This window comes from Eikenella longinqua, from assembly GCF_001648355.1.
Lineage (GTDB): Bacteria > Pseudomonadota > Gammaproteobacteria > Burkholderiales > Neisseriaceae > Eikenella > Eikenella longinqua.
The window spans coordinates 174,716-187,687 of the sequence record NZ_LXSL01000028.1 but is presented as its reverse complement, the minus strand read 5'-3'; the positions used below and the strand labels follow the sequence as shown (position 1 = coordinate 187,687).

The following is a 12,972-nucleotide window of genomic DNA, read 5'->3' as shown; positions in this document are numbered from 1 at the left end:
GGCTGTGCCAAAACCTTGCTTTCAGGTAGCCTTTAAACCGGCTTGGAGGCTACCTGAAAAATATCGTTCGTTATTCAGATGGAATGCTTGGGCGGCATGGTTGGGGAAGGGCTGCCGCTTAGCCGGAATGTGCGCATTATAAATGACTGCCGGAAAGGCTACCTGAAAATTTGTGCGGCGGCTTTGGCTTTGTTGGAAGCGGCGTTGCGCCAATTTTCAGGTAGCCTGCCGCTCACACGGCCAGCAGCACGTATTTGGTTTCCAAATATTCTTCCAGCCCGTATTTGCCGCCTTCGCGGCCGATGCCCGACTGCTTCACGCCGCCGAAGGGGGCGGCTTCGTTGGAAATCACGCTGCTGTTGATGCCCACCATGCCGTATTCCAAGCCTTCCATCATGCGGGTGGCGGTGCCGATGTTGCGGGTGTAGCAGTAGGCGGCGAGGCCGTATTCGGTGGCGTTAGCCTGCTGCAACACTTCCTCTTCGCTCTTGAAGCGGAACACGGGGGCGAGCGGGCCGAAGGTTTCTTCGCGCGCCACTTTCATTGTGGCATTGGCATGGCGAATCACGGTGGGCTGGAAGAATAGGCGGCCGGCGGGGTGGCGCGCGCCGCCTGCGGCCACTTCGCCGCCGTGGGCGAGGGCGTCGGCCAGGTGTTCTTCCACTTTGGCCAGCGCGGCTTCGTCGATGAGCGGGCCGCAATCCGTGCCGGCTTCCAGGCCGTTGCCGGTTTTCAGGTAGCCTGCGGCTTGGGCGAATTTGCGCACAAATTCATCATACACGCCGCTTTGCACATAGAAGCGGTTGGCGCACACGCAGGTTTGCCCGGCGTTGCGGAATTTGCAGGTGATAGCGCCGGCCACGGCGGCGTCGATGTCGGCGTCGTCAAACACGATAAAAGGCGCGTTGCCGCCGAGCTCCATCGAGGTTTTCTTGATGGTGGCGGCGCATTGCGCTTGCAGGGTGCGGCCCACGGCGGTGGAGCCGGTGAAGCTGAATTTGCGCACGGCATCGCTTTCGGTGAGCACGCGGCCGATTTCGCGCGAAGAGCCGGTGAGCACATTGAACACGCCTGCGGGAATGCCGGCGCGCTCGGCCAGCTCGGCGATGGCCAGCGCGGAAAACGGCGTTTGCGAGGCGGGGCGCACGATGAAGGTGCAGCCGGCGGCCAGCGCGGGCGCGGCTTTGCGCGTGATCATGGCGTTGGGGAAGTTCCACGGCGTGATGGCGGCGCACACGCCCACGGGCTGCTTGAGCACCAGGATGCGCTTGTCGGGTGCGGGGCCGGGGATGGTGTCGCCATACACGCGTTTGGCCTCTTCGGCATACCATTCGACATAGGAGGCGCCGTAGGCGATTTCGCCGCGCGCTTCGGCCAGCGGCTTGCCCTGCTCGAGCGTAAGCAGGGTGGCGAGGTTTTCCTGCTCCTGCATCATCAAATCAAACCAGCGGCGCAGGATTTGGCTGCGCTGTTTGGCGCTGAGGGCGCGCCAGGAGGGCAGGGCGGCTTGGGCAGCTGCAATGGCGCGTTCGGCTTCCGCCGCGCCCATATCGGGCACGCTGCCGATGGTTTGGCCGGTGGCGGGATTGCTAACGGCGAGGGTGCGGCCGCTGCCGGCATTGAGCCATTGGCCGTTGATGTAGCACTGGGTGCGCAGGAGGGGATGGGGCTGGGTCATGGGGCGGGCTCTCGGAAGGCTAGCTGAAAAATTTGGCAGGTTGGTAGGGTGCGTTCAGAGGCAGATAACCTGTTTGGTTGCTATGGTACATTGGTTTCAATATACAAGGGTATGCGGCGCAGCCTCGCACGCGGATGTGGAATTTCAAACAAGGCGTGCGTTCCGCACAAATCCTGCTCATGCTTGGAAGGCTACCTGAAAATGTGGGTAAGCGGGGATAAGCGTCCGTGCCCGGGCTGCGGCTAATCCTGCAAAGGCTACCTGAAAACATTGGCTGCAACGCGGCTGAAACGGGGCAAGGCGGAGTATTTGCCAAGCTGAATTTTCAGGTAGCCTTTGTTTGCCTATTCCAGCTCGAGCACGGCGGAGGTGTACACATCCTGCACGTCGTCGAGCTCTTCGAGGGCGTCGATAAGGCGCTGCATTTTGGCGGCGTCTTCGCCGGTGAGCACGGCTTCGTTTTGGGCGCGCATGGTTACGTCGCCGTCTTCGGCTTTGAAGCCGGCCGCTTCGAGCGCGGCTTTGATGGCTGCCCAGTCGTTGGGCGGGGTGATGACTTCAAACGAGCCGTCGTCGTGGGAAACGATGTCTTCGGCGCCGGCTTCGAGGGCGGCTTCCATCAGGGCATCTTCTTCGGTGTCGGGGCCGAAGAGGAGGTAGCCTTGGTGTTTGAAATTGAAGGCGACGCAGCCGTCGGTGCCGAGGTTGCCGCCGTGTTTGCTGAAGGCGTGGCGCACGTCGGCCACGGTGCGGGTTTTGTTGTCGGTGAGGCAGTCTACCATCAGGGCGGCGCCACCGATGCCGTAGCCTTCGTAGCGCAGCTCGATGTATTCCACGCCTTCGAGGTTGCCTGTGCCTTTGTCGATGGCGCGCTGCACGTTGTCTTTGGGCATGTTGGCGTCCCAGGCTTTGTCCATGGCCAGGCGCAGGCGGGGGTTGGAGGCGGGGTCGCCGCCGCCGAGGCGGGCGGCTACGGTGATTTCTTTGATGAGTTTGGTGAAGATTTTGCCGCGTTTGGCATCGACGCGGGCTTTTTTGTGTTGGATGTTTGCCCATTTGCTGTGGCCGGCCATGATGTTTCCTTTGTGAATAGGGTAAAAATAAAAATCAAGAGGGGCTGATTTTAGCATTTTGGCGTGGCGGAAACTATGTTTTGTGTGCAGCCGGAATGCCGCTTTCAGGTAGCCTCCCGCGCTGTGCTACAATCTTCCCGCCAGCCCAACCACCAAGGAAACCGCTATGAAACTCTATGTTTACGACCACTGCCCCTTCTGCGTGCGCGCCCGCATGATTTTCGGCCTGCGCGGCGTGCCGGTGGAGGAAATCGCATTGCTCAACGACGACGAAGCCACGCCCATCGGCCTGATTGGCGCCAAGCAAGTGCCCATCCTGCAAAAACCGGACGGTAGCCACATGGGCGAGAGCCTCGACATCGTGCGTTTTATCGACGAATACGCCGGCCAGGCGCGCCTGAGCGAAACCGTCCGCCCCGAAGCGCAGGCCTGGTTTGACAAGGTGGGCAAATACTACAACCGCCTGGTGATGCCGCGCGAAGTGCGCCTCGATCCGCCGCTGCCCGAATTCGCCACCCAGGCCGCCATCGATTACTTCGTGCACAAAAAAGAACAAAACATCGGCAGCTTCGAGCAAAACCTGGCCGACACCCCGGCCTACCTTGAGCGCATCCATGCCGACCTGGCCGAGCTCGCCGCGCTCTTGCCCGAGCCCTATTTCAACGGCGCCGAGCCCGGCATGGAAGACATCATCCTCTATCCCGTGTTGCGCAACCTCACGCTGGTGAAAGGCCTCGTTTTCCCCGCCAAGCTGCAAAACTATATCGGGCGCATGGCCGCCGCCAGCAAAGTGCCCACCTATGCCGAGCGGGCTCTCTAAGCCATGAATATTCTGGCCGACCAAGCCCGCGAAGCCGCCGCCCGCGCCCGTTTGCAACACAGCCGGCGCTGGGCGGGCGGCTTGCTGGTGGCCGCCGTGTTGCTGTTTGCCGCCTCATCTCTGTTTCTCCAGCGCCACCCCGCCATAGGCTACCTGAAAGCCTTCGCCGAAGCCGCCATGGTGGGCGCGCTGGCCGACTGGTTTGCCGTAACCGCCTTATTCCGCCATCCGCTCGGCCTTAAAATCCCCCACACCGCCATCCTCCCACGCAACCAAAGCCGCATTGCCGACGAGCTTGGCCGCTTCATCGAAACCAACTTCCTGCCCGAGCGCCCCATCGCCATCCGCATCTACCGCCTGCGCCCCGTCGGCAAACTCCTGCGCTGGCTCGCCCGCGCCGAAAACCGCCGCGAATGGCTGCTGCCCCTCGCGCAAAAACTCCCCGCCGCCCTGCAAAGCATCCCGCCCCAAGAAGCCGCCCGCCTCGGCGCCGCCTTTCTCGCCCAACACGGCAGCGGCAGGCAAATCGGCGGCGTCCTCTCGCAAACCCTCCTCTTGCTGGAAAGCCAAGGGCTACCTGAAAACCTGCACACTGCCTTGCTCGGCCAAATCCGCCACTGGCTGCGCCAGCCCCGCACCCGCGTGCTGCTCGAAGAAAACCTGCGCGCCTGGGCAGAGCAAATCGAAAGCGCCCGCCCCGATACTTGGGACAAACTCAAAGCCCAGCTGCGCGGCCGGCTGGTGGGGCAGATCGACGGCTGGGTGGCGCAAAAAGCCCTCGATTGGGCTGACAACTACACCGCCGCCGCCCTGGCCGACCCGCAGCACGAAATGCGCGCCGCCTTCCGCCGCCAATACCGCCGCTTCGCACTCGAGCTTGCCCAATCCGAAGCCTGGCACCGCAAACTCGCCCTCGCCAAACGCCAGCTTGCCAATTCCCCCGAGCTGCAAAGCAGCCTTGCCGACTTGTGGCAAAGCCTTGCCCAACGCCTAGCCGACGACGTGCAAAGCCCCGATTCCGCCACCCTCCGCCGCCTCGACAGCCTGCTTACCGGCCTGCTGCAACGCCATGCCGCCACAGTGCGCCAGCAGCGCCACCTCAATGCCCGCCTCGCCCTGCTCGCCCGCAGCCTGGTGCGCCGCTATCGCCGCCGCGCCGCTGAATTTGTGGCCGACAAAGTGAAAAGCTGGGACAGCCGCCAGATGAGCGACAAGCTCGAGCTCTCCATCGGCCGCGATTTGCAGTTTATCCGCATCAACGGCACCCTGGTCGGCGGCCTCGTCGGCCTGCTGATTTATGCCGTCAGCCGCTGGCTGCCCGCGCTCTAAGCTGTTTTCAGGTAGCCTTTATCCGTTTCAACCACTGGGGGAGTGATATATTTTGCATCGGAAGGTAGGAAACAAAAAAAATGGCCGCAATCCTTTAATGACGGGGATTACGGCCATTTCCTTGTCCGGAAACCGTGGCGCTTTATTTTTCCAAAAACTGGTCAAAAATGGGCAGAATTTTGGTGCAGAATGGTCAGGGAATGGATGGGAGTGGGTAAAAAAGCGGAAAAAATGGGCTGGATTTAACCGGGTGTTAAACGCCGGTTAAAGGGCACGACCTAGCCATACCACCTTGCCGATGATGCTCACGCTGCTATCGCTACTATCACCGTTTTGCAGGGGCACCTCAAAGGGCTTGTATTGTGGGTTCTCGCTGGTAACCAGCAGAGCATGAGGCAAGCGTTGTACCCGTTTTACAAAGATTTCGTTACCGATCCGGAGGGCATACAGGCCGTCACTAGCCTCAGTGCGGCTGTGGTCGACGAGGATGGCATCTTTGTCGTTGAGGACACCGGCCATGCTGTCGCCCTTAACCATAACTACAGATAAGTTATTAAAATCTGTTGTAACAAATGCTTCCAACCAGTCGCGCCGGAAAGCCAAGGTAGATTTTGGCGGTATATCATCTGCCCATGCACCATGCCCGGCTGATACGGCAACCAGCCCGCCCCGGCCTATACCCTGCCAAGTTATGACGCCGTGAAGCGCGTGTGGAACAAATTGCCTGAAATCATGCGCCAGCGCGGTCGTAAAACGGGCCCGGCCTACACCAAAATCCTGCCGCACGAGAAGCGCGATTGGGATGTATTGGAACCGAACGATGTGTGGATCGGCGACGGCCACTCATTTAAGGCCAAAGTACAGCACCCGGTGCACGGCAGCCCGTTTAAGCCGGAGGTAACGGTGGTCTTGGATGGCTGCACACGCATGGTTATGGGCTTTTCGGTGAGTTTTGCCGAATCCTGTATCGCGGTTTGCGACGCCTTGCGCATCGGCATGAAGCACTTTGGTTTGCCGCTGATCTACTACTCCGACAACGGCGCTGGTCAGACGGGTAAAACCATCGACCACGAGATAACCGGTATCGCCGCAAGGCTCGCTATCCACCACGTAACCGGTATGTCGACCGCACTTTAGGCAGCGTGGATGCGCGCCTGATTTACCCCGGCGTATTGCGCAACGATGCCGAGCCCTTGTACGGCGCGCATTTCATCATTTCGCAGCCGCCGAAGGCCGACAACGTCTCCTATCTGTGCGCCCGAGCCGGGCATTACGGCGAGGAGCGGCAGGAAATCATGCCGCGTATCGAGGCTTACAGCGTGCCGACGATTGAGAGCCCGATGACCCTGATGGGCAACCAGCTGCGCGGCAGCCGCATGGTGCAGGCCTACCAACGCCCCGAGCAGACCCTGCCCGTGGTCGGCCAACGCTACTGCCTCAAATCCGCCACCGCCCAGCAATATATGCGTGTGATGGACGTGCAGCACGAGGTACGCACCTTTGAGACCCCCGAGGGCAAAGAGTTCCAACGCCGCGTGGTCAAAATGGAGATTTCCGATGCGCTGGTACACGACTTTCCGGGCGTGGCCTATCCCTCGCCCACCTACGCCAACCCGCCCTCCCAACTGCTGGAAACGCAGGTGGCCGATACCGCCAGCTATTACGGCGTGCGCCCGCTGGCCGCACCGATTACCGCCCAATCCGGCATGATTCAGGTAGACCAGATTTACGAAAAGCTGGTGCCGACCTCCATCATCGAGACCGCCTTTGCCGACCAATTCCCCACCGGGGCGGGGGTGTGGATTCCGACCGCCCCGCGCCGCCGTATGGCGCAGATTGCCGGCAGCTACAGCGGCGACATCTATCTGGAGTCATCCGTACAGCCAGGCACGGTGGAGCTGCCCGGTTACACCGACGACGGCCAGACCACGCCAACGGCGTGGGTGCCGACGTGTACCGCAACAATGCCGACCGCAGCGCCGAAGCCCCCTCACTCATCCACCCGCTCTACACCGACCTGCCCGTGTGCCGAGCCGCCGGCACGGCCGCCTTGAGCGACAGCGGCACACACAAGACCGAGACCGTCAAACTGCCGCTCTCCGACGAGTACAGCCTGCCGCGCGCCAAACTGGGGCAGATTTGGCAATTCAACGAGCCCACAGGCCGCTGGCGTGGTGTGGTGCAGGGTGTGGATTTGGAGGTATCGCGTGACAGCAACGGCGCGATTGCCCTGTGGCAGACCCTCACCATCGACCGTTATTTGGACAAATAAGGCTACCTGAAAAATGAACCTGAAAAATACCTTTGAAGCCCTGTTCGGCAGACAGGAAACCGGCATTGCCACCATCACCGGCGAGCGCGGCGGCGGCAGCTATGCCGCCACCACCCAGGGCGGTGCCGACGTGGTGCTCACCGGCAGCGCCACCGTGGGCAAAAAGGTGTTTTACGATGCCAAGAGCGGCCGTATTTTGGGTGAGGCACCGTCTCACCGCGTAACCGATATTGTGCTGTAGGCCGTCCGAAGATAATGGGGAAAAGCCAATTAGGTGTTTTTACCCCTAATTAACCTTAAACAGATTTATTTGGTGCTGAACCCGCACCGTACACCTTGCAGGGGGGAGAAAAGATAGACTGCCGATACGTTTCAGGCAGCCTGAAACGCGCAACAAAAAACCGCCCGGAAGGGCGGAGTAGGACGGCGATGTGTACGGGTGGTTGGACACCCGCACACCACAGCCACGCAGAGATAGCCTGCATGACCCAAGGCCGCCACCTCTAGAGGCGGGCGGATTCTACCAGTTTTTGCAAGGATTCTGCACCATGATTTATCGCGAGCTGCGTTGCCGGTTGTGCAACAGAAAGCTGGGCAACGCCGCAGGCACTTACCGCTTGGCGGTCAAATGCCCGCGCTGCAAGCATCTCAACGAGTTCAAAGCCCATTAACAACCAATGAGCACCATCGAGTGCCTACCACGGAGTGCCGCCGAGCGCCCACGGAGACACTCTGATGTACGCCAAAGCACCGCTGCCTTTTACAGGGTAGAAACGTAACTTTTTAAAGCTGTTTAAACAGGTATTAAATGAGCATATCCCCGGCGACGGGGAGGATTGGACAATCTTAGACGCCTTCGGCGGCAGCGGCCTGTTGTCGCATACTGCCAAACAAGTCAAACCCGCCGCCCGCGTTATTTATAACGACTACGATGGCTACAGCGAGCGCCTGCAACACATCCCCGACATCAACCGTCTGCGCCGCCTGCTTGCCGGGCTGCTGGCACCCGTTCCGCGCAACAAACTTGTACCTCCAGCCGCCAAGGCCGCTGTGGTGGGCGCCGTACGCAGCTTCGGCGGCTATATCGACCTTGACTGCTTGGTATCGTGGCTTTTATTTAGCGGCAATACTGCTGCCAGCCTTGACGAGTTTTGCCGCAAAGCTATGTATAACCGCGTGCAAACAACCGACTACCCCGAGGCACAAGACTACCTGCAAGGCGTGGAGATAGTCAGCCAATCCTACCGCGAGCTGCTACCGCCGCATATTAGCAACCCGCGCACGTTATTGGTGCTCGACCCTCCCTACGTATGCACCCAGCAGGGGAACTACCGTAAGGCAGCCTACTTCGGCATGGTCGAGTTCCTGCGCCTGATGGCAATGGTAAGGCCGCCCTTCATATTCTTTTCGAGCACGCGCAGCGAGCTGCCCGCCTATCTCGACCTTGTAGCCGAGCTGCGCCTGCCCGGTTGGGAGCGTTTTGCAGGTAGCCAAACCCTGACCGTGAGCAGCACCATCAACCGCAATTCGAGCTACGATGACCACCTGATTTATAAGTTCTGACGGCGGGCTCAAACAGGCATGCGAAACCCCCGCTTAACAGGTCGTTAAACGGGGGTTAAAAATAGGCTATGCAAAGTTTTCCGCCACGGGTAAGCTATGCAAAGTTTTCCGCCCTTCTATGCAAAGTTTCGCGCTTTTCTATTAACCTCATTCATTCAGAGCCGCCATGAACCTAGCCCGCGCCCTCGCCGCCGACCGCATCCCCGTCCTCCGCCCCGCCGCTTATGCCGCCGGTGCGCCGCAAAGCCTCGACACCCTCTTCCAAGACGGCATCGCCTACCTTGCCGACTACCCGCCCGCCCGTTTCCACTTCGTCCGCTTTCCCGACGATACCCTTGCCATCCGCACCCCGCGCGGCGAAGCACGCTGCTTCGGCAAATACGGCTACGGCGGCAGCTATTTCGTGCAGCTTGCCGATGGCAGCGTGTGGCTGTATTCGCCGCAGGCCGAGAATACCTGGGAGCGGCAATGGGTGTTGGCCAACAGCAGCCTGGCCTTGTTTGTGCAAAGCTATTGCCGCCTGATGGCCGCCGTATTTCAGCTCAAAGCCGATTTCGCCCATCGCGGCGCGCAAGGCGCAGCCCTCGCCGCCCCACTGCAAAGCTGGCTCACCCAAGCCGACCCCGCCGCCGCCGCCGCCGCCTTCTGGCCCACTCCGCTCTACGAAATCGAAGAAGGCTTCTTCCCGCTGGCACACAACCCCGTGCCCCGACAAATCGGCATTCCCGAACACCGCTATCAGGAAAACCAGGCTACCTGAAAACGATGTTTCCGCAGGAAGCAGAGTTTCTGCGAAGCTAAAACGATGTTTCCGCAGGAAGCAAAGTTTCTGCGAAGCTAAAACCACATCACCCAACCGGCCAACCATGACACCCCAGCCCCGACCCCTCAGCCCCGGCGAAACCCGCCTGCTGCGTCTCCTGCTCCGGCGCATCCGCCCCCAATACGCCACGCTCCCCATCACCTTTCCCGAGCGCGTTATCCCGCTTGAAGACGGCGGCATGGGCAGCTTCTCCTTTGTTTACCCGGAAGAGACGCCAAGCCATTTGCCCACCCTCGCCATCGCCGAATACCCGTTTCCAGACCAAGACGGCACCCCCGTGCTGGCCACCCTCTACGCCCGCAGCAACGGCCGGCTGCACAGCCTGGATATTTGGAAAACCGATTTCAGCCCCTTGCTCGCCTATCCCGAAATCCCGTAATCTGCCCGAGCAAGCCAAATATTTTTCAGGTAGCCTCAATGCACCGGAAGGCTACCTGAAAAAAAGAAACGAGCTTCTGCCCAAGCTAACCCGAGCCAGCCATCATGCTTTCCCGCCGCACCTTCCTCCAAAGCGCCGCAGCCGCCATCCTGGCCGCCTGCGCCCCCGCCGTATCCGCACGCACGCCCCGCCCGGGCAGGGCGGACAAGCCCCAACATCCCGCCCACGAAAGGAAACCCGCCATGAACACCATCCCCCATCTCGGCGCCGACTTGTTTTACCGCACCGGCGACCGCCCCGGTGCGCCCGCACTCCTGCTGCTGCACGGCGGCTTGGGCTCGGCCGAAGATTTCGCCGCCCTCCTGCCCGAATTGCAACGGCACTTTTTTACCATCGAAACCGACACGCGCGGCCACGGCCGTTCCACTCTCGGCAGCGCCCCGCTCACCTACGCCCAGATTGCCGACGACGCCCGCTATTTGGCCGACGCGCTCGGTTTGCGCGCCTACCACCTGTTTGGCTTCAGCGACGGCGGTACGGCGGCCTACCGCTTGGCCGCCGCCGATGCGCGGGTGCAGTCCGTGCTCACCGTGGGCGCGTCGTGGCACAGCCGCCAGCTCGAGCCTGTGCGCGAGATGTTTGCCGGCCTCACGCCCGAATTTTTCCGCGAAAACATGGCCGCGCAAGTGGCTGCCTACGAAAAGCTCAATCCGCAGCCCGACCTGCCCGCGCTCGCCGCCGCCTTGAAACGGCTGTGGCTGGACACTTCGCCCACGGGCTATCCGAACGAAGCCGTGGCCCGAATCCAAGCGCCCGTGCTGGCCGTGCGCGGCGAGGGCGATTTCCTGCTGTCGCTCAACGATTTGGCCGACTTGCGCACCGCACTGCCCGAAGCGCACCTGATGAATGTGCCCTTTGCGCAGCACGAAGTCATGAAAGAGCAGCCCCAAATCCTGTGGGCGGCAGCCAAAGCGTTTTACCGCCTGTAAACGCGTTGTCCGTATTTTCAGGTAGCCTTTCGGCACATTGAGGCTACCTGAAAAATGTAGTGGATTAACTTTAAACCAGGACTGCGTTGCCTCGCCTTGCCGTACTGTTTGTACTGTCTGCGGCTTCGTCGCCTTGTCCTGATTTAAATTTAGTCCACTATACACGGAGCGAGTTTCTGCGCTGCTCACACCCATCAGCAAGCCACTTCACAGAAAGGAAGCACCATGATCCTCTCCCGAGAACAAGCCCTCGATATTTTCCGTCGCCGCGTATCCACCCGCCACTACGACCCCGCGCGCAAAATCAGCGCCGAAGACTTTGCCGCCATCCTCGATTTCGGCCGCCTTTCGCCCAGCTCCGTCGGCGCCGAGCCGTGGAAGTTTCTGGTGATACAAAACCAAGGGCTGCGCGAAAAAATCAAGCCCGTGGCCTGGGGCATGCAGGGCGCCATTGCCGAAGCCAGCCACCTCGTGATCCTGCTGGCGAAAAAACACGCCCGCTACGACAGCCCCTTTTTCAGCGAGCTGATGAGCCGGCGCGGCTTCACGCCCGAGCAGCGCGCCGCCGCCCTCGAGCGCTACCGCAGCTTCCAAACCCACGACATCGCCATCGCCGACAACGAACGCGCCCTGTTCGACTGGGCGAGCAAACAAAGCTACATCGCCCTGGCCAATATGCTCACCGGCGCCGCCATGCTCGGCATTGACTCCTGCGCCGTGGAGGGCATGGACTACGCCGCCGTGGAGCACATCCTCGTCCAAGCCGGGCTGCTCGACCCCGCCGAATACGGCGTATCCGTGGCCGCCACCTTCGGCTACCGCGTCCGCGACATCCGGCCCAAACCGCGCCGCGATGCCGCCGAAACCGTGGTGTGGGCGGAATAGGGCGGGTGTGCAGGCTCCGCCGAAGCCCGCCGCACCCGTTTTCAGGTAGCCTCAATGCGCCGGAAGGCCACCTGAAAAATCCGCTCCGCCGTTTCCGGCGCTACCCGACCGCTAAATCCAAACTACAGATTACATTCGGCAAAAATTTTCAGGTAGCCTCAGCGCATACGCCCAAGGCTAGCTGAAACCACCGGCTTCCGGCACACGAAAACCGCCTACCGCCAGCAAGGACAAACCATGCGCGCCCCCATCCACCTCTACCACCCGCTGCACACCCTCAAGCCCTTCGGCGAAAACATCTGGATTGCCGACGGCGGCATCGTCCGCATGGCCTTCCCGCTCGGCGTGCGCATCCCCTTCAGCACACGCATGACCGTGGTGCGCCTGGCCGACGGCGGCCTGTGGTGCCACTCGCCCATCGAGCCTGCGCCTGAACTTTTGGCGCAAATCAACGCGCTGGGCGAAGTGCGCCACCTCGTGTCGCCCAACCGCATCCACTATGCCCACATCGCCGCCTGGAAAACGCACTACCCGCAAGCCGCCGCTTGGGCCAGCCTCGGCGTGCTCGAACGGGCAAAATCCCAGCACATCGCCGTCTCCTTCGATGCCGACCTAGGCAGCGCCGCCCCGCCGCAATGGGCAAATGACATCGCGCAGCTGCCCTTCCTAGGCAGCCGCGCCATGACCGAAACCGTTTTCTTCCACCGCGCCAGCCGCACGCTCATTCTGGCCGACCTCATCGAAAACTTCGAAGCAGACCGATTCCCCAGCCGCTTCTGGGCAGGAGTGATGAAACTCGCCGGCATCGCTGCGCCCAAGGGCACAACCCCGCCCGACTGGTGCGCCACCTTCACCGACCGCGCCGCCGCCCGCCAATGCCTCGCCCGAATGCTGGCCTGGCAGCCCGAAAAAATTATCCTCGCCCACGGCCGCTGCTGCGAAGCCGACGGCACGGCAGAGCTGCGCCGCGCGTTTGGCTGGCTGGGTTAGCGCCTATCGGGCGGAGCCAAAGGCAAAATCGTTGGCAGGCTGCCTGAAAACCGCAAACAGGCTTGAACAAACACAACAAAGCTCCGGCTTAAATGGCGGAGCTTTGGTTTTGTTGGGATGTGTTGAACGGGATGGAAACCGATGGTTTTCAGGTAGCCTGAAGCTTGGGCG

Annotated in this window: 16 protein-coding genes and 2 pseudogenes; 13 read left to right on the top strand and 5 right to left on the bottom strand. The window is 61.2% G+C overall.

Annotated elements, in window-relative coordinates:
• Nucleotides 1–21: 21 nt before the first annotated feature.
• The 3 genes from A7P95_RS11755 to A7P95_RS08365 all read right to left on the bottom strand — a co-directional run bounded on the left by A7P95_RS11755 (nucleotide 22) and on the right by A7P95_RS08365 (nucleotide 2,751).
• Nucleotides 22–213, bottom strand: coding sequence for a hypothetical protein (locus A7P95_RS11755; RefSeq protein ID WP_156503562.1), 192 nt, complete (start codon nucleotides 211–213; stop codon nucleotides 22–24).
• Nucleotides 214–232: 19 nt separating this feature from the next.
• The gene (locus A7P95_RS08370) at nucleotides 233–1,678 is read right to left on the bottom strand and encodes an NAD-dependent succinate-semialdehyde dehydrogenase (protein ID WP_067593898.1); all 1,446 of its coding nucleotides are present in this window, start codon (nucleotides 1,676–1,678) and stop codon (nucleotides 233–235) included.
• Nucleotides 1,679–2,022: 344 nt separating this feature from the next.
• On the bottom strand, nucleotides 2,023–2,751 hold the full coding sequence (locus A7P95_RS08365) for a YebC/PmpR family DNA-binding transcriptional regulator (protein ID WP_067593896.1): 729 nt from the start codon (nucleotides 2,749–2,751) through the stop codon (nucleotides 2,023–2,025).
• Between the two features lie 166 nt (nucleotides 2,752–2,917).
• Here A7P95_RS08365 and grxB point away from each other — a divergent pair, with 166 nt between their 5' ends.
• Together grxB and A7P95_RS08355 are read left to right on the top strand one after the other, a co-directional pair.
• Nucleotides 2,918–3,571, top strand: a complete 654-nt coding sequence (gene grxB / locus A7P95_RS08360) for a glutaredoxin 2 (protein WP_067593893.1) — start codon at nucleotides 2,918–2,920, stop codon at nucleotides 3,569–3,571.
• Between the two features lie 3 nt (nucleotides 3,572–3,574).
• A complete protein-coding gene (locus A7P95_RS08355) occupies nucleotides 3,575–4,900 on the top strand; it encodes a DUF445 domain-containing protein (RefSeq protein ID WP_067593890.1) in 1,326 nt (441 codons plus the stop codon).
• A gap of 264 nt (nucleotides 4,901–5,164) precedes the next feature.
• Here the strand turns inward: A7P95_RS08355 and A7P95_RS08350 are convergent, their stop codons facing one another.
• Nucleotides 5,165–5,686: a S24 family peptidase gene (locus A7P95_RS08350; RefSeq protein WP_245636597.1), complete on the bottom strand. Its 522-nt coding sequence runs from the start codon at nucleotides 5,684–5,686 to the stop codon at nucleotides 5,165–5,167.
• Here A7P95_RS08350 and A7P95_RS11240 point away from each other — a divergent pair.
• From A7P95_RS11240 to A7P95_RS08310, 9 genes and pseudogenes are all read left to right on the top strand, one after another.
• A pseudogene (locus A7P95_RS11240) lies at nucleotides 5,600–6,025 on the top strand (Mu transposase C-terminal domain-containing protein); the annotation flags it as partial. The gene A7P95_RS08350 and the pseudogene A7P95_RS11240 sit on opposite strands and share 87 nt — an antisense overlap.
• 17 nt (nucleotides 6,026–6,042) lie before the next feature.
• Complete coding sequence (locus A7P95_RS11970) at nucleotides 6,043–6,954, top strand: hypothetical protein (protein WP_067593884.1); 912 nt, start codon at nucleotides 6,043–6,045, stop codon at nucleotides 6,952–6,954.
• Nucleotides 6,852–7,172, top strand: coding sequence for a hypothetical protein (locus A7P95_RS08335; protein WP_179945914.1), 321 nt, complete (start codon nucleotides 6,852–6,854; stop codon nucleotides 7,170–7,172). Before A7P95_RS11970 ends, A7P95_RS08335 begins: the two co-directional genes overlap by 103 nt.
• A gap of 13 nt (nucleotides 7,173–7,185) precedes the next feature.
• A complete protein-coding gene (locus A7P95_RS08330; RefSeq protein WP_067593878.1) occupies nucleotides 7,186–7,413 on the top strand; it encodes a hypothetical protein in 228 nt (75 codons plus the stop codon).
• A 307-nt stretch (nucleotides 7,414–7,720) separates the two neighbouring features.
• A complete protein-coding gene (locus tag A7P95_RS12505; RefSeq protein WP_082890778.1) occupies nucleotides 7,721–7,843 on the top strand; it encodes a Com family DNA-binding transcriptional regulator in 123 nt (40 codons plus the stop codon).
• Nucleotides 7,844–8,045: 202 nt separating this feature from the next.
• Nucleotides 8,046–8,735, top strand: a complete 690-nt coding sequence (locus tag A7P95_RS08325; protein ID WP_245636593.1) for a DNA adenine methylase — start codon at nucleotides 8,046–8,048, stop codon at nucleotides 8,733–8,735.
• A 166-nt stretch (nucleotides 8,736–8,901) separates the two neighbouring features.
• Nucleotides 8,902–9,495, top strand: a complete 594-nt coding sequence (locus tag A7P95_RS08320; protein ID WP_067593875.1) for an SUKH-4 family immunity protein — start codon at nucleotides 8,902–8,904, stop codon at nucleotides 9,493–9,495.
• Between the two features lie 106 nt (nucleotides 9,496–9,601).
• Entirely contained in the window at nucleotides 9,602–9,937 is a 336-nt protein-coding gene (locus A7P95_RS08315; protein ID WP_067593872.1) for a DUF6984 family protein, read from the top strand.
• Nucleotides 9,938–10,041: 104 nt separating this feature from the next.
• Nucleotides 10,042–10,926 (top strand): alpha/beta fold hydrolase, encoded by an 885-nt coding sequence (locus tag A7P95_RS08310; RefSeq protein WP_342667769.1) that lies wholly within the window; start codon nucleotides 10,042–10,044, stop codon nucleotides 10,924–10,926.
• Nucleotides 10,927–10,980: 54 nt separating this feature from the next.
• On the opposite strand, the pseudogene A7P95_RS11745 reads toward A7P95_RS08310, so the two are convergent.
• A pseudogene (locus tag A7P95_RS11745) lies at nucleotides 10,981–11,100 on the bottom strand (IS5/IS1182 family transposase); the annotation flags it as partial.
• 51 nt (nucleotides 11,101–11,151) lie between these two features.
• Here A7P95_RS11745 and A7P95_RS08305 point away from each other — a divergent pair.
• Nucleotides 11,152–11,811 (top strand): NAD(P)H-dependent oxidoreductase, encoded by a 660-nt coding sequence (locus tag A7P95_RS08305; RefSeq protein ID WP_067593869.1) that lies wholly within the window; start codon nucleotides 11,152–11,154, stop codon nucleotides 11,809–11,811.
• Nucleotides 11,812–12,048: 237 nt separating this feature from the next.
• A complete protein-coding gene (locus A7P95_RS08300; protein WP_067593866.1) occupies nucleotides 12,049–12,801 on the top strand; it encodes a DUF4336 domain-containing protein in 753 nt (250 codons plus the stop codon).
• Nucleotides 12,802–12,972: the final 171 nt, after the last annotated feature.